The sequence below is a fragment of the Pseudomonas versuta genome, from assembly GCF_001294575.1.
Lineage (GTDB): Bacteria > Pseudomonadota > Gammaproteobacteria > Pseudomonadales > Pseudomonadaceae > Aquipseudomonas > Aquipseudomonas versuta.
Window position 1 is genome coordinate 2,703,746 of the sequence record NZ_CP012676.1, and the last position, 20,878, is coordinate 2,724,623.

The following is a 20,878-nucleotide window of genomic DNA, read 5'->3' on the forward strand; positions in this document are numbered from 1 at the left end:
CATGGGCCCGCGCGCGGCGTCAGGCAGCAACCCGCGGCGCAGTAAAAAGATCAGTGCAGTTCAGCGAAATCACTCAGCACATCGTCGCGCAGGGAGATAAAACGGCTGTCGCTGCGGTTGCGCGGGCGTGGCAGGTCGACGTCGAGAATGCGGCGGATGCGGCCCGGATTCGGTTGCATCACCACGACGCGATCGCCCAGGAAAACCGCCTCATCCACATCGTGGGTCACCAGGATCATGGTGATTTTTTCCTTGGCCCAAATGTTTTGCAGCTCGCCCTGCAGGCGCGCTCGGGTCAGGGCATCCAGGGCTCCCAGCGGTTCATCAAGCAGCAATACGCTGGGGCGATTGACCAGCCCGCGGGCAATTGCCACCCGTTGTGCCATGCCACCGGAGATCTGATGCGGGTAAGCGTCGATAAAATCCTGCAGGCCTACCAGTTCGATGTGCTCACGCACGGTGTCGCGTTTTTCAGCGCTGCTCAGCGGCGAGTTCTTCAGACCTACCGCGACGTTCTGCTCCACGTTGAGCCAAGGGAACAAGCGGTGGTCCTGGAACACGATGCCGCGCTCCAGACCCGTGCCTGCGATGGGCTTGCCATTGATCAGGATGCGGCCGTCATATTCCTCATCGAGCCCCAGAATCAGGCGCAGCAGCGTGGACTTGCCGCAGCCGCTGGCACCGACAATGCTGATGAACTCGCCGGGGGCGATGTCGAGCTGAATGTTGTCCAGCACTTGCAGCTGGGTCGTGCTGCCCGGGCGGGAGGCAAAACGCTTGCTGATGTTTTCCAGGGTCAGGCCGTTGTTGAGCATGCTGCAGTCCTTCTCAAAGTGTTAATCAACGGGGGGCAATGCCATACAGGCGCTGCATCCGCCGCTCGCATACCCGCGCCAGTGCATTGAGGCTCCAGCCCACCAGGCCAATCACCACCATGGCGAACAGCACCAGATCCATCATGAAATGCTCGCTGCCATCAATCAGCGTGTTGCCAATCCCCTCCCCCGACACCAGCAGGTATTCGGCGCCAATGGTCGCCAGCCAGGAATACACCAGCGCCAGGTACAGCCCGGTAAAGATCGACGGCAATGCGGCGGGCAACATGACCCCGATGATGGTTTGCCAGCGGGTAAAGCCGTATACCCGCGCCACTTCCAGCAAGTTAGGCGGCACGTTGCGCAAGCCATCGCAGGTATTGACCACCACCGGCACCAGCGCTGCCAGTGACAGAAACGCCACCTTGGCCACATCGCCCAGGCCGAACCACACCGAGATCAGCGGGATCCAGGCGAACAGCGAAATCTGTTTGAACGTGTTGAAACTGGGCCCGACCAAACGTTCGAAATGCCGCGACAGACCCAGCAGGCATCCCAGCACCAGGCCCAGGGTGGTGCCGATAAAAAAACCGCTGAGATTGCGTGCCAGGCTGGCGGAAATCGCGCGCCAGAACTTGTCCGAGGTGATCTGCTCCCAAGCCGTGACGGCGACTTTTTCCGGTGACACCAACAGCCCCGATTGGCTCCAGCCCTGATGGGATGCCAGCCACCAGATTGCGATGGCGGCAATCGGTAACACCCAGCCACGATAGCGACGGCTCCCCGGGCTCGCTGCAATGACCGCGCTCATGACTGCGCCCCCGCTGCCCCGGGGCGACCGCGATTAAGACGACGCTCCACATAATCAAACCCGCGATCGATGAACAGGCCGACCGCCCCCACGACCACCACGGCCGCCATTACCAGATCCAGTTGAAACAACTGACGGCCATACACGATCAGGTAGCCCAAGCCCTCACTGGAGGCAACCAGTTCCACTACCACCAGCGACAACCAAGCCTTGGTGAAACCCAGACGCAACCCGGTGAACAGCGTCGGGACCGCCGCCGGCAAGACAATCCCGACCACGCTTTGCCAGCGACTGAAACCATAGGCCCTGCCGACTTCCAGCAGCCCCTTGGGCGCCTGATGAAATGCCTGCAAGGTGCACAGGGTGATCGGCACTGTGGCCGCCTTGGCAATCAGCACGTATTTAAGGGGTTCGCCGATACCGAACACCAACAAGGCGAACGGCAGCCAGGCCAACACCGGGATCTGCACCAGCGCGTTAAAGGTAGGCAGCAGGTAATCCTCGACGGTGCGTGAAAGCCCCATGGCCGCTCCCAGCACCACACCGATCGAGGCGCCCAATGCAAACCCCAGGACCACTCGCTGCATGCTGGCCAGGGCATTGATCCACAGATCACCGGAAGCGATCAGGTCCGACAGGGTTTGATACACGTAGGCCGGGGGCGGCAGCACCTGCTCCGATAGCCAGCCGCGCTCAACGCCCAAATACCACAGGCCCAGCAACACCAGCGGCAATAGCCAGGGCTCGGAGTAACGACGTAGCCTGGCGAAGCCGTCAGAAGTACGCGCTACCTCGACCTTGCGCACGGGGCGAATCAGCGCCGGTGGCAGACGCTTGACGTTGTCCCTGGGGATGGCCGGAGCCGAGTACGGCTCCGGTCTGGCGGTCTGTGCCCTGGCCATGTGCCTAGCTCCCTTGCTGGCTGGTCGCGACTGCTACAGCATCACCGGCGGGCTGTTTGCCATCCGGGCCGTAGGGCGTCCAGTAGTGTTCAAGGCCCTTGTTCTTGAGGGCGGTCTGCAAATAACCGGGGGCGAACCACCCCTCGACACTCACTGGGCGGCGGATCAGTTTTTCCGCCTTGGCTTGATCAGCCACAGCCTGATAGCGACCAATCAGGAAGTTATCCACCAGAGGCGAGACTTTGTCCCGCAGGCTGCCAGCAGAAAAGTCGGCGCGCAGTGACTCCACCGGATCATTGCTTTTGGCCCACTCGGCGAACACCTGTTCGGCATGCCCCTCGTCTGAACTCCATTTCGCCGCGTCCACCAGGGTATCGACGACTTTTTGCACGTTCTGCGGGTGTTCCTTTTCATAGTCGCTACGCACCACCAGCGCCGTCTGGCGGGTGTAGCGCACATCCTGCGAAGGGTTGTCGTAGATGATGTCGATCAGGCCTTTATCCCGCAGTTTGAACAACTCGCGGCCACCAAAAGCCGCGTCCACGCCTTTGGACACCAGGGCCGCCTGGGTGCTGCCGGTATCGAGGTTGATCACCTTGATATCGCGCTCGGTCAGGCCACGCTCGGCCAGCAGGTTGATCGACACCAAGTGGCCGTTGGTGCCGCGGAACACCGCTACTTTTTTACCTTTGAGGTCATCGATGCTTTTGATGTCAGAGCCCTTGGGCACCGCCAGGTAAATGTTGGAGCGCACGCCCAGTGCTGCCAACAACCTGGTGTCCAGCCCGTTGGAGCGGCCGACGACTGCAGGCAGATCGCCCTGGTAGGCGAAATCCAGCTGCTGGTTGGACAAGGCTTCATTGACCGCAGGCCCTGCCCCTTTGAAGAAGAACCATTGCACCTCGGTGCCGCTGCCAGCGAAGGCTTTTTCCAGAAGTTGCTGGTTGCGCACAATGCCCAGGGACGAGCCACTGAACGTGACCGGGTCTCCACCACCGGCGGCGGCGACGCCAATGCGCAGCACATCGGCCTGGACCAGTGGCGCAACCAGCAGCACCGCCAGCGCGGCCGCAATACGCCCTTTGCGAAACACTTTTAATGTAGCCATGTGCAGGTCTTCCTTGGATCGATGAGGATTGGTCTGTCAGGCGGCGAGGTGTTTTTTGTCGGCTTCGGTTTTCGGCGAGCGGGTCTCGGGGGTGGGTTTGAGCGCCTGGCTCAAGCGGCCGTCAACACCGACCGGCACATCACCGTCAATGGTGGTACGGCGCACAATGCGCTGTGCATCCCCGTAATCGTTGATCGCAATGTGCTGAGTGGCGCGGTTATCCCAGATCACCACATCCCCTTCCTGCCAGCGCCAGCGCACGGTGTTGTCGACGTGGGTTATGCGGTCGTGAAACAGACGGACTAACTGTTTTGAATCATTGCTGCTGACGCCTTGAATCTGTTTAACAAAGTGCCCCAATAACAAACTTCTCTCGCCCGACTCCGGGTGCACGCGAACTAAAGGATGTTCAGTTTCGTAAACTTCGGCCGTGAACTGTTCGCGATAACGCTTGAGCCCCGACTCATCGGTATTACGTGCAGCGGCATAGTCATAAAGATTGGTGTGCAAGGCGCGCAAACCATCGGCCAGTTGTTTTAAAGAGTCAGGCAAGTCGGCATAGGCCGTTGCCGTATTGGCCCATACGGTGTCACCGCCATAAGGAGGAATTACTACACCGCGCAGGATGGAAATTTTCGGGTAATTGGCCACAAACGTCACATCGGTGTGCCAGGAGTTGGCCCGTGTTTCCTTGGCATCCAGGTGCAGGATGGCAGTACTTTGCTCGGCCGAACGCACAGTCGGGTGCGGTACCTGATTACCGAAACGTCTGGAAAATGCTTCATGCCCGGCGTCATCGAGATGCTGATCGCGAAAGAAAAGTACTTTGTATTTCAACAGTGCTTCATTAATAAACTCGAATGCTTGCGCACTGATATCGCCGCCCAGTTTTATGCCGTCCAATTGCGCACCAATTCGACCTGCGACGGGTTTTATTTGAATTGTCATAGCACCACTCCTGCCTTATGAACCGTTGTTGGCCAGATCATAAAGGCATAAAAGCAACACTGACTAATCACTATTTAATATAAAGATATGCGAATGACCCGCTAGAACCAAGCGACTATTAACAACACCAAATTGTTATATATGTCTGGTTTTAAGCTCATAACTTTTTATGAGGACGCTGGATGAAACGGGGGCAAGCCCGGACACGATCATCCAATGAGGCAAATGAACAAATAGTGGCGGGCAACATAGAAATGGCCCGATCTGATAGGCACACAATCCTGCGGGACTGCTGTGCCAATCTCATTGGGCCAAGGGCTTTTCCCTGAGGTGCAGCCCGATGACAGAAAAAGTCCAGCGACTGAGTGCCAAGGACAGAAGTACGCCCTATATCAATACGTCATAAGAACCTGTCGTTCGGTAAGAAATTACAATACAGCGCCGTTTACAACGACTGATCCCAGTTGGTCATCAGAAAGCTGAACACCGCAAACCCGACCAGAATAAGTGCAAATATGTGTTTTTTATTAATTTTGCTGACCTTGTCTTTCATGACGGCTCCTTGAGTGACGTTTTTTTTCATGCCACCCCAGCTTAATCCAAAAAAAAACAAATACAAAAACCTAGGAAACAGCTGCCTGAGCAGGCGGTTGTCGCCATTAACGGAAGGTTCAGGGCATTAGGGAATGAGCTTCGGGCGGTGAGTGCGTTACCCACTGACCAAAGGTGACCCGCCGCATGCGGCCTCGCCCACAATTAATCACGGTAAGCATGCAAACGAGCGCCTGACGGCGCGTCTGTTTGCGACCTTATGTGCCCGCAAAGCGCTACAGGGATCGGGCCGGTGTTTTAAGCTGGTATCATTCGAGAATTTACAAGCCAAGCAGAAAAACATGAATCGTCGGAAGAAAATCACCCAGCTATTAAAGGCTCATGCCAAAAAGGCCAGTGCCAAACTGGCACCGCAAAAAAAGGCTAAATACATCAGCAAGGCTGACCGCTTGAAGCTGGCTGCGCAAGACAGCCCTGACGCTGCTACTGACCTCCCTGCGCAAGCACCCGATGCTTGTTGAGGCTATCCAGGCATTAGAGACGAGGCTTTCAGTGAACCCTTTACGTTAGATTTTGTTCGTATCCGGGGTGACATCCGTCTCGACATGAAAGATAAAACCCCGAATCCCCAGCGGACCTGGAGGCGGAGCGCACCGACGGTGCAATCCCTCCCGCCCGCCAAGTTGTTATCTTGCATACCGCTGATCCGCAAAAATGAAACCTAACTGAGCTCCACATATAATTAGATTGTTAGACAATACAACATTCATATATCCACCCGTCAGATTAAACACTTGGAAAAAATTAAAAACTTGCCCTAAATTTTATATGTGCTTCTCTAGAGACGCTAACCCGAACCATCGTCTTCAAAGGATGAAGTGATGAATGCCTTACATAAAACCTCTCCCAGTCTTCTCTCAAAAACAGAGCAAGATTCAATCAATGATGTCACTCAGAAAATCACACAGCACAGTAACGAACTGCGTAAAAAATATCGCCTTCTAAGTTATCAAAACGTTATAGGCGCCAGCGTGATGACACTGTCCGTTACCGGCATGATCATCATGGGCACGTTGTACATCAAAGGTATCATACCCGCGTGGCTTTGTATTGTGACCAATGCATTATTGACGTCGCTCATACATGAACTTGAACACGATTTGATTCATCGCTTGTATTTCAGGAAACAACTTTTTGCGCACAACCTGATGATGCTGTTGTGCTGGATAACCCGCCCGGGGATGCCAAGCCCTTGGTTAAGGCGAGAGCTGCATTTTCACCACCATAAAGAGTCGGGCACGGATACCGATGTTGAAGCCTGGATCACAACCAGCGGCAGCAAGTGGGGCGCTAAAAGGTTCTTGAAACTCATCGATGGATTTGTATTCGGCATTGTGAATGCGTTGTTTGCGCCTACCTGGCGAGAAAAGGTCAGGCTGACCGTCAAGGTGCTGCGCTTGAACGCGCCCATGGGCCTGCTGTACTGGGGTTGCTGGTATGTGTTTTTGGGGTATCACCTCTACACATGGACCAGCTCCCTGATGGGCTTCAACTATCAGCCATCGCCAACAACATCAATGTTGATGACCGTGATAAATAGCGCAGTGGTCATTATTGTCGCGCCAAATATAATACGGCAGTTTTGCCTATTCTTTATTAGTTCGAACATACATTATTACGGTGATGTAATGCCACGTAATGCCTTGCAGCAAACTCAAGTCATGAACCATTGGTGGCTATGGCCATTCCAGTTATTTTGCTTCAATTTTGGCAGCACCCACTGCATTCATCACTTTGTGGTTAAAGACCCGTTTTATCTCCGTCAAATGACAGCGCCGTACGCCCATAAGGTATTAGCGGAAGCCGGCATCCGCTTTAATGACTTCGGCACTTATAAACGCTCAAACCGTTATACAATGACACAACCGAACACTTAAACAAACTGCGTTACCCATGTCTATTCCAGCCAGTGATAGAACAGGCCTGCCACACTAGTGAGCCGGGACACACCACTCGTTAAATCCTGCCCTTTTTACTCACGGTTTAAACGACGATACAACTCTAAATGGATGGAGTCTCAAGCATGGAAGCTACAGGGATATGTGCGAATAAATTCGACAGCATAAAGAATGCTTTTGAAGATATTTTTAAAGACCCACAGGAGCGAGGTGGGGCACTCTGCGTGAAGATTGGCGATGAGACTGTTGTGGATTTATGGGCAGGCTCATCGGATCTTGAGGGCAAAAAACCCTGGAATAAAGACACGTTGGTGAATACATTTTGCACCATCAAACCCTTCGCCGCAGTTGCTGCATTAATGCTGGTCGAGGAAGGGAAATTAGAGTTAGACATTCCGGTGGCTCATTACTGGCCTGAGTTTGCACAGGGCGGTAAAGATAAAATCACCTTGCGTCATGTGATGAGCCATACCTCCGGAATTCCAGCGTTTAGGCTCCCGGACCGCAACCCTGCGATGTATGACTGGGAGCAGATGATTAATGATCTGGCTGCTGAGCCTTTATGGTGGCAACCAGGAACTGATCTGGGTTATGGAACCACAACCTATGGCTGGATAATCGGGGAGCTGATTCGGCGAACTGACGGCCGCAACCCCTGCACCTTTATCCATGAAGAAATAACACAGCCCCATGGGCTAGAAGTTCATCTGGGCGTGGACCAACAAGATTATTACCGCATCGCCCATTTTGACGCGGCCAAGGGACGAACAGGCGACCCTTACTCCAAGCACCTGCGAGCAGTGGTCGCTGGTGATTCGCAAGACATTTCGACTCTGGCATTCACCAATCCGGGAATGTCGCCCAAGCGTTCATCTGACCCAAGATGGTGGGCCTTCAAGCACCCCGGGGCGTGCTCACATAGTACGGCAAGTGGTTTAGCCGGCTTTTACAGCGCACTACTGGCCGGGCGCTTCATCAGTACACAGATGCTGAATGAATTTACCAAAGAGCAAAGCAGCGGCATAGATCGCATCTGGAAGCGGCCAATGCGCTATGGCCTGGGTTGCATGATGGAACAGAAAGCCGATCCGAACGCATCACACTGCATGGGGCCAAACACTTTTGGCCATATCGGGCTTGGCGGTCCAATAGCCTTTGCAGACCCTGAGCGCGAGATCAGCTTCAGCTTTGTGACAACCACTTCAGGGGGACACACGATGATTGATCCACGCGCACAGCACCTTGCAGCCCTGGCCTACGCGGCAATCTGAACCATCGCAGGTCAACTTGGTGCAAAGCGATGCCAGCCCCGCAAGCAACCGGACAGTACCGCGACATGCGAAACCGACTCGATAGCAAACACCTCTGACGGGTGAATCCCTGCCCTGCAACCCGGTGTAGTGTGTTGTATTACCCATCACTACACCGGTCCTTCCACGCCTGCCTTCTCCCAGCGTCTGCCTGACGAAACGGCTGACAACCTCGCCCAAGCCACTGCCCCGTAGTAAATCCTTATGAGTCATCGAAGCCCTTCGCGACTACTCACAGCACATTAATAAGGAAAGGTAATGCGAAGAACCTGAAACGATTCGGGAAAGACGAGAGTCTGGGCAGAGATTTTCCCAAAACCCAGAAACGACAAAGCCCGCCAAAAGGCGGGCTCTGCGGTGTAGCAATATGGCGGAGGCGATGTCCGCCATATCAAGATCCACCAGAAACCTAAAACATCCACCACACCCTTATAATACGGCCTCATAAATCCTACTATCGTCTCAAGACATCCGCCAAGATTCACTACCCTCAAGCTCTCAATGGGGGGACAGATGGGGGAACAAAACACAGGAAGAACACATCATGGGCAAGCTGACCGTAAAGCAAATTGAAAACCTGACAACCTCAGGCACCTACGAGGATGGAGACGGCCTTCGTCTCCTGATCAAACCCAACGGAAAGAAGTATTGGGTGCTGCGCTTCCAGCTTTCAGGAAAACGTAGAGAAATGGGACTAGGCACCTATCCAGGAATCAGTCTCAAGGTAGCTCGACAAAAAACCAGCGATAAGCGACGGCTGTTGCAGGATGGCATTGATCCCTTGCAGGCTCGTGATGATGAACGCGCTGCACAGCAGGCTGCTGAGCACCAACGCATAAGGAAATCCCTAACGTTTCAGGACGTATCAAACGATTACATAGAAGCGCATCGTACTGGCTGGAAAAACGTAAAACATGCTCAGCAATGGACGAACACACTGGCAACTTACGCCGCTCCCGTCATCGGTAATCTCGCTACAAATCAGATCACCACCGAGCATATTCTAGAAATCCTTAAGCCCATCTGGGCCAGCAAAGCCGAAACAGCCAGTCGAGTACGTAACAGGATCGAACTGGTCCTCGATGCAGCCAAAGCGCGTGGGCTGCGGGACGGTGAAAACCCCGCACGCTGGCGTGGACACCTGGACAAACTGTTACCGCCAAGCGCCAAGGCTAAACGCACCCTGAACCACCCAGCATTGCCCTACTCGGAGTTGTCTCGCTTCATACCGGCGTTTAATAAGGTCGAAGGGCAATCCGCTAGCGCACTCAAAATGACCATCCTCACTGCCTGCCGAACCAGTGAAGTTCTTGCGGCCGACTGGAGTGAAATTGACTTGAAAGCCAAGCTATGGACGATTCCAGCAGCACGAATGAAAGCGTGCAAAATCCACACGGTGCCGTTATCAGATGCGCTGATTGCATTACTGGAAGGACTCCCACGAGTGAAAGGCAGTTCGTTACTGTTTCCAGGGGCACGTAAAGGTCGACCGATTAGCAACATGGCCATGTTGATGCTGCTACGCCGCATGGACCAAAAGGGCCTGGAAGATGGAGGCACGGGCTGGCGCGATAGCAATGACAAAGTCATTACTGCTCACGGATTTCGCAGCACCTTCAGGGATTGGGCTGCTGAATGTACGCACCATGCACGAGAGGTCTGCGAGATGGCTTTAGCTCACGTTGTCGCCAACGGTGCCGAGGCCGCCTACTGGCGCAGTGACTTACTGGAAAAGCGCCGTGCGCTAATGACTGAATGGGCCGACTTTGTAACCCTCAACGAGAATGGGTCAGCCATTCCTGAATAACCTCTGGCTCTAGGAGGCCGACATCGGTGCTGCCACTCGAAGCGATTCAATTGCAAAATAACTCAGTCCTACATCACTGCTATGACACCCCCACCATGGAGCTTCATACCATGTCATTGCAGTGCCCTCGCTGTAACTCACCCAAAATCGCTTCCTTACACCAAGCCATGAAAATTGCAGCGGCCATCGGTACGGTCGGCGGTGCAGCACGCGGCGTCAGTGCAGCACTTGCTGGCGGTCAGGCGGGTGCTACCGTCGGAGCTATTGCAGGCCCCTTCGGAGTTACCCTCGGAGCCGTTTCTGGCGCCATCCTCGGCGGGCTTGTTGGCGGCGCTGGCGGCTGTGCATTAGGCGCTCAAATCGGCGACAAACTTGATCGTCATATCCTGGCTCACAATCTGTGCCTGATCTGCGGGCATCGATTTAATTTACCCACCTAAACCGCACTCCCCTTCATCTCTCTTACTACCTCCGGAAGTGCCACGCATCGTGTGGCATCTATGCCGGCATGCACCCAAAGGAATCGCAATCATGGCTCATCAAATCGAACAAATGGCTTACGTCGGTGCGACCCCGTGGCACGGCCTCGGCCGTCATCTGACGAAAAAAAAGCCTATCGAAATATGGCAGCGTGAGGCTGGAATGGACTGGAAGATTCAGGAAAGCTCGGTTCACTTCAAGGCCGATAGTGTCGGCAACCTCGGCACCATTCATTCGTTTGCAGAACAGAAGGTGCTATTTCGCTCTGACACCAAAGCCCCACTGTCGGTGGTCTCACAACGCTATCAAGTGGTCCAACCCCGCGAAGTCTTGGAGTTTTACCGAGATCTGACCGAACGCTCGGGTTATGAGCTAGAAACTGCTGGAGTGCTAAAAGGTGGCCGCAAACTCTGGGCACTAGCGCGCACCGGTGAGTCAACCACGCTCAAAGGCAATGACGAGGTCAATGGTTACCTGCTGCTGGCCACCTCATGCGACGGCACGCTCGCCACCACCGCGACTCCGACCACCATTCGCGTGGTCTGCAATAACACGCTAACGATTGCTATCAACGGCTCTAGTCAAGCGATCAAGGTGCCACACAGCACGCGCTTCGATCCTCGCGCTGTCAAACAGCAACTGGGAATCACCGTCTCGCAATGGGACGACTTCATGTACAGCATGCGAACGCTCGCAGCCCGCCCTGTAAAAGACCATGAGGCCAAGACGTATTTACGCAGTGTGTTGTGTGAGGTGCAGACAGGTAAGCCTGAGCATGCGGGCCTCTCGAATGAACGCGCCTTAAGCAAAGTACTGAGCATGTATGAAGGGCATGGTCGAGGGGCACAGCTGGAAGCGGCGAAAGGTACGGCATGGGGTTTGCTCAACTCAGTCACCGAGTATGTCGATCACGAGCGCCGGGCACGCAGCAATGAATACCGCATAGACACGGCTTGGTTTGGCCGAGGTGCTGTCATCAAACAACGCGCACTCGACTCTGCTCTTCGATTGATAGCCTAACGCTGTTCTCCACCACTGCCGCTTGAGCACTCTCCGCTCAAGCAGCTTAATGCCTGAAGGAAATCGCGATGAACGTAATACGCTTTATCGGTTTACTTTTTCTGTTTTTCGGCATATTGGCCTGCTGTGTCTTGGCCGTTTTGCTCGCGTTCATCCTGGCGCGCTTTTGGCCACTGCTGATTGCTGTGCTGCTCGCATGCCTGGTATTTGAAATTATTGCACGCCAGGCCGGAATCGAGGTGCCCGTAGAATCAGCCTGAGCGCTCTGCAACGAGCGCTAACGGCAGCTACTTTGCGTAAAGCAGCTCATCCAGCCGATTCATAAGCTCGACGCGTTTTAGCGCATCAAGCTTATGGAATTTTATCAGTAACTCTGCCTCATCATCCTCAACGGCATAAAAAAACGCTGCGGGTACGTTGAGTACCTTACTCAAACGCTCGACAAAATCAGGAGCAGGAACCCGCTTTCCAAGCTCATAGCGATTCATGCGCGTACTCGCAGACATCTCATCCAAGCCAGCATCCAACCCCAACCGCTCCTGCGATAAGCCCATCTGCACGCGCGCCTGCTTTATGCGCTTTCCCAAGACTGACATTCACACGATCCACTTGGCAAAAAGGCATCGTGATTGTTTGTCCCTTGCCTGATACTACCGTTTTGGTAGTATTGAGATCCGCTACGTATCAGCGAGGCCTTTGAGATGAATCGGTTCGGTCAGAAATACCTCAAACCTTGGCTAATTTTTTTCCCCTGATAAGAAGGCTCCATAATGAAGCACCCGCTATTTACCTTAATTCCTCTTCTGATGATTCTCGGTAATGCCGCGCAGGCTCAAGACGATGTCACAGGCTGTTCTCTATTTCGGATAGATCAGTACTACGGCCTCAAGGAATGGGACTGCCGTGTTCCCAACAGTCCCGTCCGGATCAGCAACGTCTACACAGACCCGCAAGGCCAACAACGTGTTGAGAGCGTAAGCAGCCAACAAAATGCAATGTGTGATGATCAAGGCGTTTGCTCGAATAGCGGCAGCTTCGCAGGCAACGCACCTGCGGGCAGTTATCACTACACATTCGGGTGGTATTTGGGAGCCGACACGAAAGGCAACCCTGTTTCTTACAAAAGCGGAACAGGGCCTGGATTTGGTGGCAAACATACTGGGGCTCTTACTAACTCGCCACCTGACAAATCATCTCAGGCCTTACCTGACGTTGTCTGTATGCCGACGGCAAGTTTTAACTGTTCAATTGATGGCAAAGAAATAGAAAATGAAGACTTGCCTAAATATCTGCCCATTGTAAAAGAGCAAGATGTTAAAAAAGCAGGCGGTAATTGCCAAAGCACTCCCCTGTGCTACGACAAGAAGATGATCCTTCAGGGATTAAATAAAAAATACTTTAAAGCACTAAGCATACGACCACAAAAAATGTGGCCTATCCGGCCATTTATCTCATCGAAAACGGTTCACACTGATCAACCGCAATTGCTGACTTAACTGAAAACACCCATTTGATAATACATAGAGGCAACACTGATGACATTAACGACTGTAACAGGCACAGACGAAGCACAGATGGATGACTTATTGAGACGCAGGTCATCGTTTGAAGTTATCGGGCTGAGAGGTAATTTCAATGCAAGTATAAAACACTTGGAAATGCGCATCGAACACCTCGGACTAAAGTGTCGAGTGAAGGTCGATCTAAAAGGAGCCATCGCACAGGGTGGACTCTTGGGAACTCTGATCGGAGCAGCCTCACTACCTGTCGGGGTTGCCTTAGCCGCCGCAGCTACCGTTGCTAGTGCGGGCCATACGCTCGCCACCTACGACCCCGATTACGAAGTAATAAAAGACTACGTTAACAAAAAAATCAAAGTTGTATATAAAAAATAGCCGGCGCAGATCTTCGCCCTCCTGCATATTCCAGAGCTTAACAAATCAAGCATCAAGCTAGCTCACTGCAGTGGCTTTATAAAATACAGGTAATGGACATTCGAAATGCCTAACATCACCCTATCGAAAGCGATACTAATCGCAGGTCTTATTGGCGCGATATTTTGTGCTTACGAAGCTCTTACGAAAAACACCGTAGAAAACTTAGGCTCGAATAAAAAACTATCCAGTTCAGGGCTCCTTGAAAATTGGAGAAATGGGAATGTCATTTTATTGATAAGACACGAAGAGCGCTGCGACCGCTCAAACAACCCGTGCCTAGGTCCAGACAATGGAATCACAGTCCTTGGAAGCGAGAGAGCAAAAGAAGAAGGCACCCGCTTAAAATCCTATTTTGAACTAGACAACACAGATGTATTTACTAGCCCAACCACTAGAACAGTTCAAACATCCGACATTATGCTAGGCAAAGCAAGCCTACTATCCGAGAGAGAGGCCATATGCGGAAACGACATCATTGACAAGTTGCTAAAACACAAGATCATCAGCAGAAATCTTATAGTTGTGACTCACAACACCTGCATGAAAGATTTAATAAGATCCAGCGGACAACAGCATTCATGGAGACCCGAATACGGGAGCCTCCTATTTGCGATAACAAAAAACAAAAATGAAATACAGATTGTCGGCACGTTAAATGCTATCGACATCCCAAAATACCCATCGTCGATTTAAAAAAAAAAGCCACTCACAAAGAACCTTACAAAAATCCAATAGCTTCCTTCCGCCCACCCTGAGTTTAAGACAGTGAATATAAAATTAGTTGTACTCAAAGCAGCAGGCTGCTTGACGCTTGCACTTTCATTGAACGCCCAAGCCGAAGTTTACTACGGAAACCTATATACACCCATGCTACCAAATGAACAAGGCATAAACGATTTACCTTATGCCATTGCGTACGGAGGCCAAGAATCAGTACGGGTCAAAATTCCACCGCTGCACCTAGTATAGCATTCCAAGAAATATTACTCAGTGGAACGCACAACAGCAACGCAACGTCACCTTCAGCAACAACATCAGCGACAAATGCGTGCGAGGCACTTGCCGTGCACCCAATGGCTCAGGTATCTATGGCATGTACTGCAAAGTACCTTAGCTTTAGTCTCTACACTTACTACTACATCTATGACAGTGAGGATGGTTATCCGATTGCCTATCGCATGGATGGCGGACCAAATAAAAGGGGGACAAAGGTAATTTACGTTCAATCCCGCAAAAGACCTCAGGACTTCTTGCTTCATCACGACATCAGCAAAACGAGCGCAAAAGACACTATTGCCGCCTACTAACGGGATGTGAATGCAACGAGTGACTCGTCTGTCGATAGCGCGCCACGGATCGAAAATACGCCCATGACAAAACCTGCAAAAAAAAAACGATGTAAAGGAAGCCTGGTGCAACACGCGCGCAGACCATGAATGTACCATCAATGGCAAAAAGTTGCCCAATGCGGATCTCAAGCAGTGCCTGCAAGCCGTCTATGAATTAGAAGTACTCAATGCCGGCGGGCACTGCGAATATCCGTTTTATTATAATAGAAAGGTTAAGCCGGTCGGAATCAACCAATATAAAGGTACGGAGCTTACTGTGCCTTTATTTTTTATCTAACTCATAAATACAGCAAACATCTACGACCTATACAACCTATCATGCGGCTTAACTAGCTCCATTCGGCTCCGATGATGTGCAGCAATATGCATCAGAAAATTGAACCTGGCAACACACACAGCAAGAATGCATGTACGTTAACAGCAGGGCATTACCTAAAACCTACTTTGATCTGCTTAATCCCATTCGGGTACGTAGTCTCAAGTGCTTTCTTGCCTCTTGCAATGTGCGTAACTACCGTTGAGTCCTGTTTGCTAATCTGGCTTTCAGCTACATGCGCATTACCTTCAGTCATGTTCGCGGATTCCACTATTATTCAAAAATAGCTTGATGCCTTGCGGATCAAGGCCGTGATGACGTTGGGTGTAGCCGTTGGTAGAACGCTCAACTCGATTCAATATGCTGGTCCATCTGCCCCGCAAGCAAGGTAATAGGATAGTTCCCCGGACGTAGAACGTCTCGGCACTGGCTGGATACGGAGCTGTTAGTATGGCCACTGCACTTAAGAAAACAGTGAATGGTCTTCCCATCGAGCTGAGGAGATCTTTGTCCCGGATCGCGGGAAGGAGCTGTCGGAGAACGCTCAATTTACTATCGAGTCCGTAGTGAATGTCTTCTTAGCTAACCCTCACAGCGCGGTACAAAGAGGAATACGAACGGCCTTCTACGGCAATACTTCACAAAAGGGACAGATCTGTCTCGTTGGAGTGCGCATGAGATCCAAGTCGTGGCTAATGTGCTGAACATACAGCCCCGAAAAACACTAAACTGGAAGACACCTGCCGAAGCTCGGAGTGAGTATCTAGAATCAGTCAACAATCCAGTGTTGCGACGACTGGTTGAATTCGCCCAGTATGCGAGCCTTTTATTGCGACAGCGCCTCTGGCGTTATCGAATGCACCAAAGCATGAGTCGCCGAAAAAATTGCTGGGATAATGCGCCGATTGATCGTGTGTTTCGGAGACTGAAAACTGAACGGACAGCAATCACGGGCTACCGAACGGTCTAAGGGCCCAATGCGACATCAGTCTTTTTTTGATGCATCGGTACAACTGGATTCGGCCCGAGGGGCCGCAGTCAAAGACAATGACTTGACCGGACTAAAGGCAGTTTGCTGTACCACGTTTTTCTGCATATGCACCCGAAGCCATTTATGGACAAGGTTTGCATTGAGGTTGTGGGTTAAGGCGACATTGGCAATCGAGGGGCCAGCCTGCACACACTCGGCGATGACTTGGGCTTTAAAGGACTTGGAACAGGGACGGCATTCTTGTGGCATGGGCGTCGCTTAAAAAAGGCTAGATATGGTGTCCACTTGAATTGATCTGACCCCGAAATGTTGTACACCATCGCCTTAAGCGATGGCATTAGGAAGGTGTGATGCCCCGAGGGTCACAGCTTTTACAAATGGCAGATGCTTTCAGCTAATTTGAATTAAGGTCTATGGCTTGGGCACCACAAACTATGGATAACCTAACGTCATGTCCGGGGTCAGTTGACCACTACACTTCGAATCGAATCGTGGAATTGCACACCAGATGAATTGAAGCTTCTCAGTCGCTCAATGTCAGCGCCTTCTGAAATAATTATCAAGAATGTAATCGGTTCTGCGAGGCCTGCCGAAGCGAATAAATACGAGCGGCGTGAAACTGGCTGCCCAACATGTACAACAAGGAGCCACAAGGCTCTTTTTTGTTTACTGAATTCGCAGCCAGTTAATTTACCGATATTCGGATTTGCCATAGAGTTATTATGATCTCAACAAGCATTAAAATGTAAAAATAAACAGTAAAAACCACGCAATAAAAACCCACCAAATCTTCAAATTATTGCCGACTTATAAAACACGGAGATACAAAGCAGAGAAATAAAAACAAACCCATTTGAAATAGCAATACACAGGCTCTACCATATCTAATTTATTGTGAGCCAATTATAATAATTGCGCAATCGACTTTATTAGACAAGCCCCACTACTGCAAACTTTCCCTACAAATACCTCCTCCGACTCATCGCGAGTCAAAACTATGTAGCGAATAGCCGGAAGAAATCCGATTATTTACTATGTCGCTTTTTTTCTGGCTCCGCCTCCACTAATTTCTTAGCTTTCGGCTTTGCTGCAGATTTTGATTTTTCAGTGGGAATCTGCGATTTTTTGCTACCAAGGCTTCTCTTGAGCAGCTCTGCAAGGTCAATAACATCGGCCGTTTTTCGCTGTTCCTCATCCCGGGTATTAGTTTCTACGTTTTCAATCTTACCTTCACTGGCTTTAGTCTCGACCAATGCCATAATTTGCTCTTGAAAGGTATCTCGATACTTGTCTGGTTCCCAATCTGCTGCCATGTCCTCGACCAAACGTTTAGCCATTTTTAGTTCGCTTTTATTCAGTTTAGCTTCAGTTACATCCTTGTTAAGTTCAAGCGAATCAAGACTGCGCACTTCAGCTGGCCATCGTAGTAATACTAAAACGATTGCTGCATCCATAGGGATGACAGCTGCTAAATGCTGGCTTGTGCGAATAACTACTTTAGCCAAGGCTACCTTGCTCGTATCAACCAGCGCTTGACGTAACAACGCATAAACTTTTTCTCCTCGCTTATCAGGAGCCAGAAAATACGGCGTATCAATGTGTTGCAAGGGGATTTTTTTACTCTCAACAAAAGCAAAAATATCGATGGTTTGCGTCGAGCGCGGGTGAGCTTGCTTAATTTCGTCTTCGCTGATGACTACATATCGTCCTTTTTCAAACTGAACACCTTTGACGATGTTCTCCTTAGTAATCTCTTTTCCAGTGACCTTGTTGACCCGTTTGTAGCCAACAGGGTCCATACTGCGCTTGTCCAGCCAATCGAAATCGATACCTTGTTGAGAGGTGGCAGACACCAAAGCCACAGGAATGTGTACGAGTCCGAAACTGATTGCTCCCTTCCAAATTGCCCGAGGCATAGCGGTCATCCTTCATAGTGTGTCTGCGGATGACAACGGTTCAAAATCAAAGTTTCCCCTAAAAGATAGAAAGGCTTTGATTCAGATATCAGCCAGTAGGGAGGCGGCTGTGTCATTCATCCGAGCACGCACTTGTTTTCAACGGATTTTTGCACTCGCTTTTTCAGTCACTCCCACTGTGAGCGAAGCTTCACGAACTCGCAAATCCTGCTTCAAATGTCTTACGAATTCAGATATAGATCGGCCACGGTCAAGGCAGCCAATTGGAATACATCTTTACTGTCAGCAAGTCAGACATTCTGAGCATCCATCTAGACAAATTCTGATCAAAATCAATACAAATTCAGAGAAAAGTAAAACGTATACTATTGATTTTATGAGGTATTCCCCTTTTTTTTATATTGTCTATCTCTTTCGAAACCGGATACCACTCAAAATCCTCTGCAAGTTGTCCACAATCACGTGCGTTTTTTTAGCCCGGTCCTTTGTCATATATCAGGTGAGAGCCGCTCCGAAGCGAATTCTGGGTATAGCACAACTGGGCGCCGATCGTGCACATCAATCATCCCTCCGGTAGCATCAACCGTTATTATCACAATCCCCGGTGGCTCATCTGCTGTTACAACCGGTTCTACCAGTGCTAACCCGCAAAGAACAAGATATGCGGCTTTTCAAGTTTATGAAGAACGGCTGCTATTTTCTCATCTCCAGGTTCTTTGATCCACTCGTACCAACCATCCGCTGGAATCCAGCTCCGATGCTCAGGGAAAAGAACCTTGTAAAAACGCCCGCGAGCAGTGGTTTCTATGCGTGCGTTGAGAGGCTGCACAATCTTTAGCTTAAACCAGGAGATCTCACGCTTCCATCCCTATTGAACTGAGTGGATCTCAGGAGCGTCAGGTTCAGCGTGAATGACAGGAACGTCAGTGCTTGGAGCGATGTTGTAGCGCCTGAGGGAGTCTTATCGACTTTGGCGAAGAAATCTCCTTGCGGGTCGAGTTCTCGAACGTATTCATCCATCGCCCTGAACATCAAAACCCTGCCACACATACCCTTCTCCTTCCGTTAAAGTTTCGAAATTGCGCCGGTAGCTTCTGCAATCGTGGCTAGGGTTTCTTCCATTGCGGCGATCTGGTCTTGAAGCTTCATGAACGACATATGTAATACCCCATGCACGTCTACGGTTTGCCCACCACGTAGGGTGTTAACCTCAGATTCATCTACTGCTTGTAGGAGCATTACCGTTTCTTGTAGGACTCGAAGCTGGTTGAAAATCGTTGTTACAAGGGATTTGCTATCTTTGCTCATCGTTCAGTCCCACCACACTTCATGATTAAAACGCCTATGTGGCATATTGTAGTGGTCAAATGATTCCGGGCACCCATTTAGGTGAAAAATGCTCGCCAAATCGAGGTGTTATATGACTTAACAACGGCGTGTTTTTTCCGCTGAACTCAAACGCGAGGCTGCTGACTTCCTACTCCAGCAAACTTACAGTTTCATCGAAGCTACACGCTCGCTCGGAGTAGGCGAATCGGCTCTGCGCCGTTGGGTTGGACAGCTTCAGCTGGAACGCACAGGCGTCACCCTGTAGAGCAAGGCGTTGAACCCGTAGCAGTAAAAAATCCAAGAACTGGACGTTCGAATCGCTCGTCTTGAACGAGAGAACTCGATATTCAAAAAGGCTACAACGCTCTTGATGTCGGAAGACCTCGAGCATACGCGCTGATCCATCAGCTAAGTGCCCACGAACCCGTTGAAAGCTTGTGCGAGGTGTTCGAAGTCACCCGTTCGACTTACCACGCGCCCATCGCCTCAGGCGGCGATTTGCGGGCGTCGAGAGAGTTCGGTTACGTAGTCGGGTCAACGAGCTGTTTACCCAGGGACGATGCGCTGCTGGAAGCCTCCGTATTGTGTCGATGATGCAGGAAGATGGCGAACACATCGTGCATTTCAAGGTGCGTGGCTTGATGCGGGAGTTGGGGTTGGTCAGCAAGCAGCCCGGCTCACATCCCTACAAAAAAGCAACGGACGAGCGGGCTGAAACTCCAAATTTACTGAATCAATAGTCCTATTTCCCGAGTCAAACAAGATTTGGTGCGGTGATATCACCTATATCTGGGCGCAAGGAAAATGGCAGTGCCTGGCCGTGATTATGGATCACTATGCGCGTCGGATAGTGGGCTAAGCGTCATCAGGAAACCCGGATGATGACTTGGGTTTTCAAGGCTCTGGATATGGCCTAGGAGCAACGCGGGAAGCCTCAAGGGCTGCTGTTTCATTCGAATTAGGGTTCACAAAAGGAAGTCGTCACTTCCTCCAGCGTCTCTGGCGGTACCGCATCAAGCAGAGCATGAGTCGCCGGGGCAATTGCTACGACAACTCGCTGAGGGACCGTAAATTTCGCAGCTTCAAAACCGAGTGGATACCTTCAGTAGGTTATATGTCGGTTCAGCAGGCGCAACAGGACATCAGTCATTATTTGATGGCGGGCTTGCGCCCGCTTAGGCAGGAAAAAAACTTAGTGCAGTATCCGGGATAAGTTGTCCACTACATTCTGGAGTTGTCAAAATCTGGCCCTGATTCATCAAGGCCAAACCAGCTCATCTGCCATGCGGTAGCGTTCACCTTCGGGACAGTCCCTATCCTCCAAGGGGC

Annotated in this window: 20 protein-coding genes and 3 pseudogenes; 13 read left to right on the forward strand and 10 right to left on the reverse strand. The window is 51.3% G+C overall.

Features of this window, described 5'->3' with window-relative positions; translation table 11 throughout:
• Positions 1–50: 50 nt before the first annotated feature.
• The 5 genes from AOC04_RS11895 to AOC04_RS11915 are packed head-to-tail and all read right to left on the reverse strand — an operon-like array spanning position 51 to position 4,584.
• Positions 51–815, reverse strand: a complete 765-nt coding sequence (locus AOC04_RS11895) for an ABC transporter ATP-binding protein (RefSeq protein ID WP_060693601.1) — start codon at positions 813–815, stop codon at positions 51–53.
• 25 nt (positions 816–840) lie between these two features.
• Positions 841–1,626 carry an ABC transporter permease gene (locus AOC04_RS11900; RefSeq protein WP_060693603.1) on the reverse strand — a complete coding sequence of 262 codons (786 nt, stop codon included), beginning with the start codon at positions 1,624–1,626 and terminating at the stop codon, positions 841–843.
• Positions 1,623–2,528 (reverse strand): ABC transporter permease, encoded by a 906-nt coding sequence (locus AOC04_RS11905; protein ID WP_060693605.1) that lies wholly within the window; start codon positions 2,526–2,528, stop codon positions 1,623–1,625. Before AOC04_RS11905 ends, AOC04_RS11900 begins: the two co-directional genes overlap by 4 nt.
• A gap of 4 nt (positions 2,529–2,532) precedes the next feature.
• A complete protein-coding gene (locus AOC04_RS11910; protein ID WP_060693607.1) occupies positions 2,533–3,636 on the reverse strand; it encodes an ABC transporter substrate-binding protein in 1,104 nt (367 codons plus the stop codon).
• A gap of 36 nt (positions 3,637–3,672) precedes the next feature.
• On the reverse strand, positions 3,673–4,584 hold the full coding sequence (locus AOC04_RS11915; RefSeq protein ID WP_060693609.1) for a TauD/TfdA dioxygenase family protein: 912 nt from the start codon (positions 4,582–4,584) through the stop codon (positions 3,673–3,675).
• A gap of 785 nt (positions 4,585–5,369) precedes the next feature.
• On the opposite strand from AOC04_RS11915, the gene AOC04_RS24465 reads away from it, so the two are divergent.
• The 7 genes from AOC04_RS24465 (at position 5,370) to AOC04_RS11950 (ending at position 11,971) form a co-directional block, all read left to right on the forward strand.
• Positions 5,370–5,657 (forward strand): DUF2986 domain-containing protein, encoded by a 288-nt coding sequence (locus AOC04_RS24465; RefSeq protein WP_418054948.1) that lies wholly within the window; start codon positions 5,370–5,372, stop codon positions 5,655–5,657.
• A gap of 360 nt (positions 5,658–6,017) precedes the next feature.
• Entirely contained in the window at positions 6,018–7,073 is a 1,056-nt protein-coding gene (locus AOC04_RS11925) for a fatty acid desaturase (RefSeq protein WP_060693611.1), read from the forward strand.
• A gap of 146 nt (positions 7,074–7,219) precedes the next feature.
• Positions 7,220–8,365 (forward strand): serine hydrolase domain-containing protein, encoded by a 1,146-nt coding sequence (locus AOC04_RS11930; RefSeq protein ID WP_060693613.1) that lies wholly within the window; start codon positions 7,220–7,222, stop codon positions 8,363–8,365.
• Between the two features lie 583 nt (positions 8,366–8,948).
• Positions 8,949–10,211, forward strand: a complete 1,263-nt coding sequence (locus AOC04_RS11935; RefSeq protein WP_060693615.1) for a tyrosine-type recombinase/integrase — start codon at positions 8,949–8,951, stop codon at positions 10,209–10,211.
• 110 nt (positions 10,212–10,321) lie between these two features.
• Positions 10,322–10,651, forward strand: a complete 330-nt coding sequence (locus tag AOC04_RS11940; RefSeq protein WP_060693617.1) for a hypothetical protein — start codon at positions 10,322–10,324, stop codon at positions 10,649–10,651.
• 91 nt (positions 10,652–10,742) lie between these two features.
• Complete coding sequence (locus tag AOC04_RS11945; protein ID WP_060693619.1) at positions 10,743–11,711, forward strand: DUF932 domain-containing protein; 969 nt, start codon at positions 10,743–10,745, stop codon at positions 11,709–11,711.
• A 68-nt stretch (positions 11,712–11,779) separates the two neighbouring features.
• Positions 11,780–11,971: a hypothetical protein gene (locus tag AOC04_RS11950; RefSeq protein ID WP_060693621.1), complete on the forward strand. Its 192-nt coding sequence runs from the start codon at positions 11,780–11,782 to the stop codon at positions 11,969–11,971.
• Positions 11,972–11,998: 27 nt separating this feature from the next.
• Here the strand turns inward: AOC04_RS11950 and AOC04_RS11955 are convergent, their stop codons facing one another.
• Positions 11,999–12,307 carry a helix-turn-helix domain-containing protein gene (locus AOC04_RS11955; RefSeq protein ID WP_060693623.1) on the reverse strand — a complete coding sequence of 103 codons (309 nt, stop codon included), beginning with the start codon at positions 12,305–12,307 and terminating at the stop codon, positions 11,999–12,001.
• Between the two features lie 174 nt (positions 12,308–12,481).
• On the opposite strand from AOC04_RS11955, the gene AOC04_RS23805 reads away from it, so the two are divergent.
• The 5 genes and pseudogenes from AOC04_RS23805 to AOC04_RS24470 all read left to right on the forward strand — a co-directional run.
• The gene (locus AOC04_RS23805) at positions 12,482–13,207 is read left to right on the forward strand and encodes a hypothetical protein (RefSeq protein WP_073514932.1); all 726 of its coding nucleotides are present in this window, start codon (positions 12,482–12,484) and stop codon (positions 13,205–13,207) included.
• A gap of 39 nt (positions 13,208–13,246) precedes the next feature.
• Positions 13,247–13,606, forward strand: coding sequence for a hypothetical protein (locus tag AOC04_RS11960; RefSeq protein ID WP_060693625.1), 360 nt, complete (start codon positions 13,247–13,249; stop codon positions 13,604–13,606).
• A gap of 105 nt (positions 13,607–13,711) precedes the next feature.
• Positions 13,712–14,341 carry a lipopolysaccharide core heptose(II)-phosphate phosphatase PmrG gene (pmrG, locus tag AOC04_RS11965; RefSeq protein WP_060693627.1) on the forward strand — a complete coding sequence of 210 codons (630 nt, stop codon included), beginning with the start codon at positions 13,712–13,714 and terminating at the stop codon, positions 14,339–14,341.
• A 1,305-nt stretch (positions 14,342–15,646) separates the two neighbouring features.
• Positions 15,647–16,097 (forward strand): annotated as a pseudogene (locus tag AOC04_RS24200) (transposase); the annotation flags it as partial.
• A 21-nt stretch (positions 16,098–16,118) separates the two neighbouring features.
• Positions 16,119–16,339: pseudogene (locus AOC04_RS24470) on the forward strand (IS3 family transposase); the annotation flags it as partial.
• Here AOC04_RS24470 and AOC04_RS24475 read toward each other — a convergent pair.
• The 4 genes from AOC04_RS24475 to AOC04_RS11985 form a co-directional block, all read right to left on the reverse strand.
• On the reverse strand, positions 16,299–16,553 hold the full coding sequence (locus AOC04_RS24475) for a transposase (protein WP_073514931.1): 255 nt from the start codon (positions 16,551–16,553) through the stop codon (positions 16,299–16,301). The pseudogene AOC04_RS24470 and the gene AOC04_RS24475 overlap by 41 nt on opposite strands.
• 776 nt (positions 16,554–17,329) lie before the next feature.
• The gene (ku, locus tag AOC04_RS11975) at positions 17,330–18,220 is read right to left on the reverse strand and encodes a non-homologous end joining protein Ku (protein WP_060693629.1); all 891 of its coding nucleotides are present in this window, start codon (positions 18,218–18,220) and stop codon (positions 17,330–17,332) included.
• Between the two features lie 640 nt (positions 18,221–18,860).
• Positions 18,861–19,049: an SOS response-associated peptidase family protein gene (locus tag AOC04_RS24210; RefSeq protein WP_237178870.1), complete on the reverse strand. Its 189-nt coding sequence runs from the start codon at positions 19,047–19,049 to the stop codon at positions 18,861–18,863.
• Between the two features lie 236 nt (positions 19,050–19,285).
• Entirely contained in the window at positions 19,286–19,528 is a 243-nt protein-coding gene (locus AOC04_RS11985; RefSeq protein WP_060693631.1) for a hypothetical protein, read from the reverse strand.
• A 121-nt stretch (positions 19,529–19,649) separates the two neighbouring features.
• Between AOC04_RS11985 and AOC04_RS24045 the strand changes: the two are divergent.
• Positions 19,650–20,803: pseudogene (locus tag AOC04_RS24045) on the forward strand (IS3 family transposase); the annotation flags it as partial.
• Positions 20,804–20,878 lie beyond the last annotated feature (75 nt).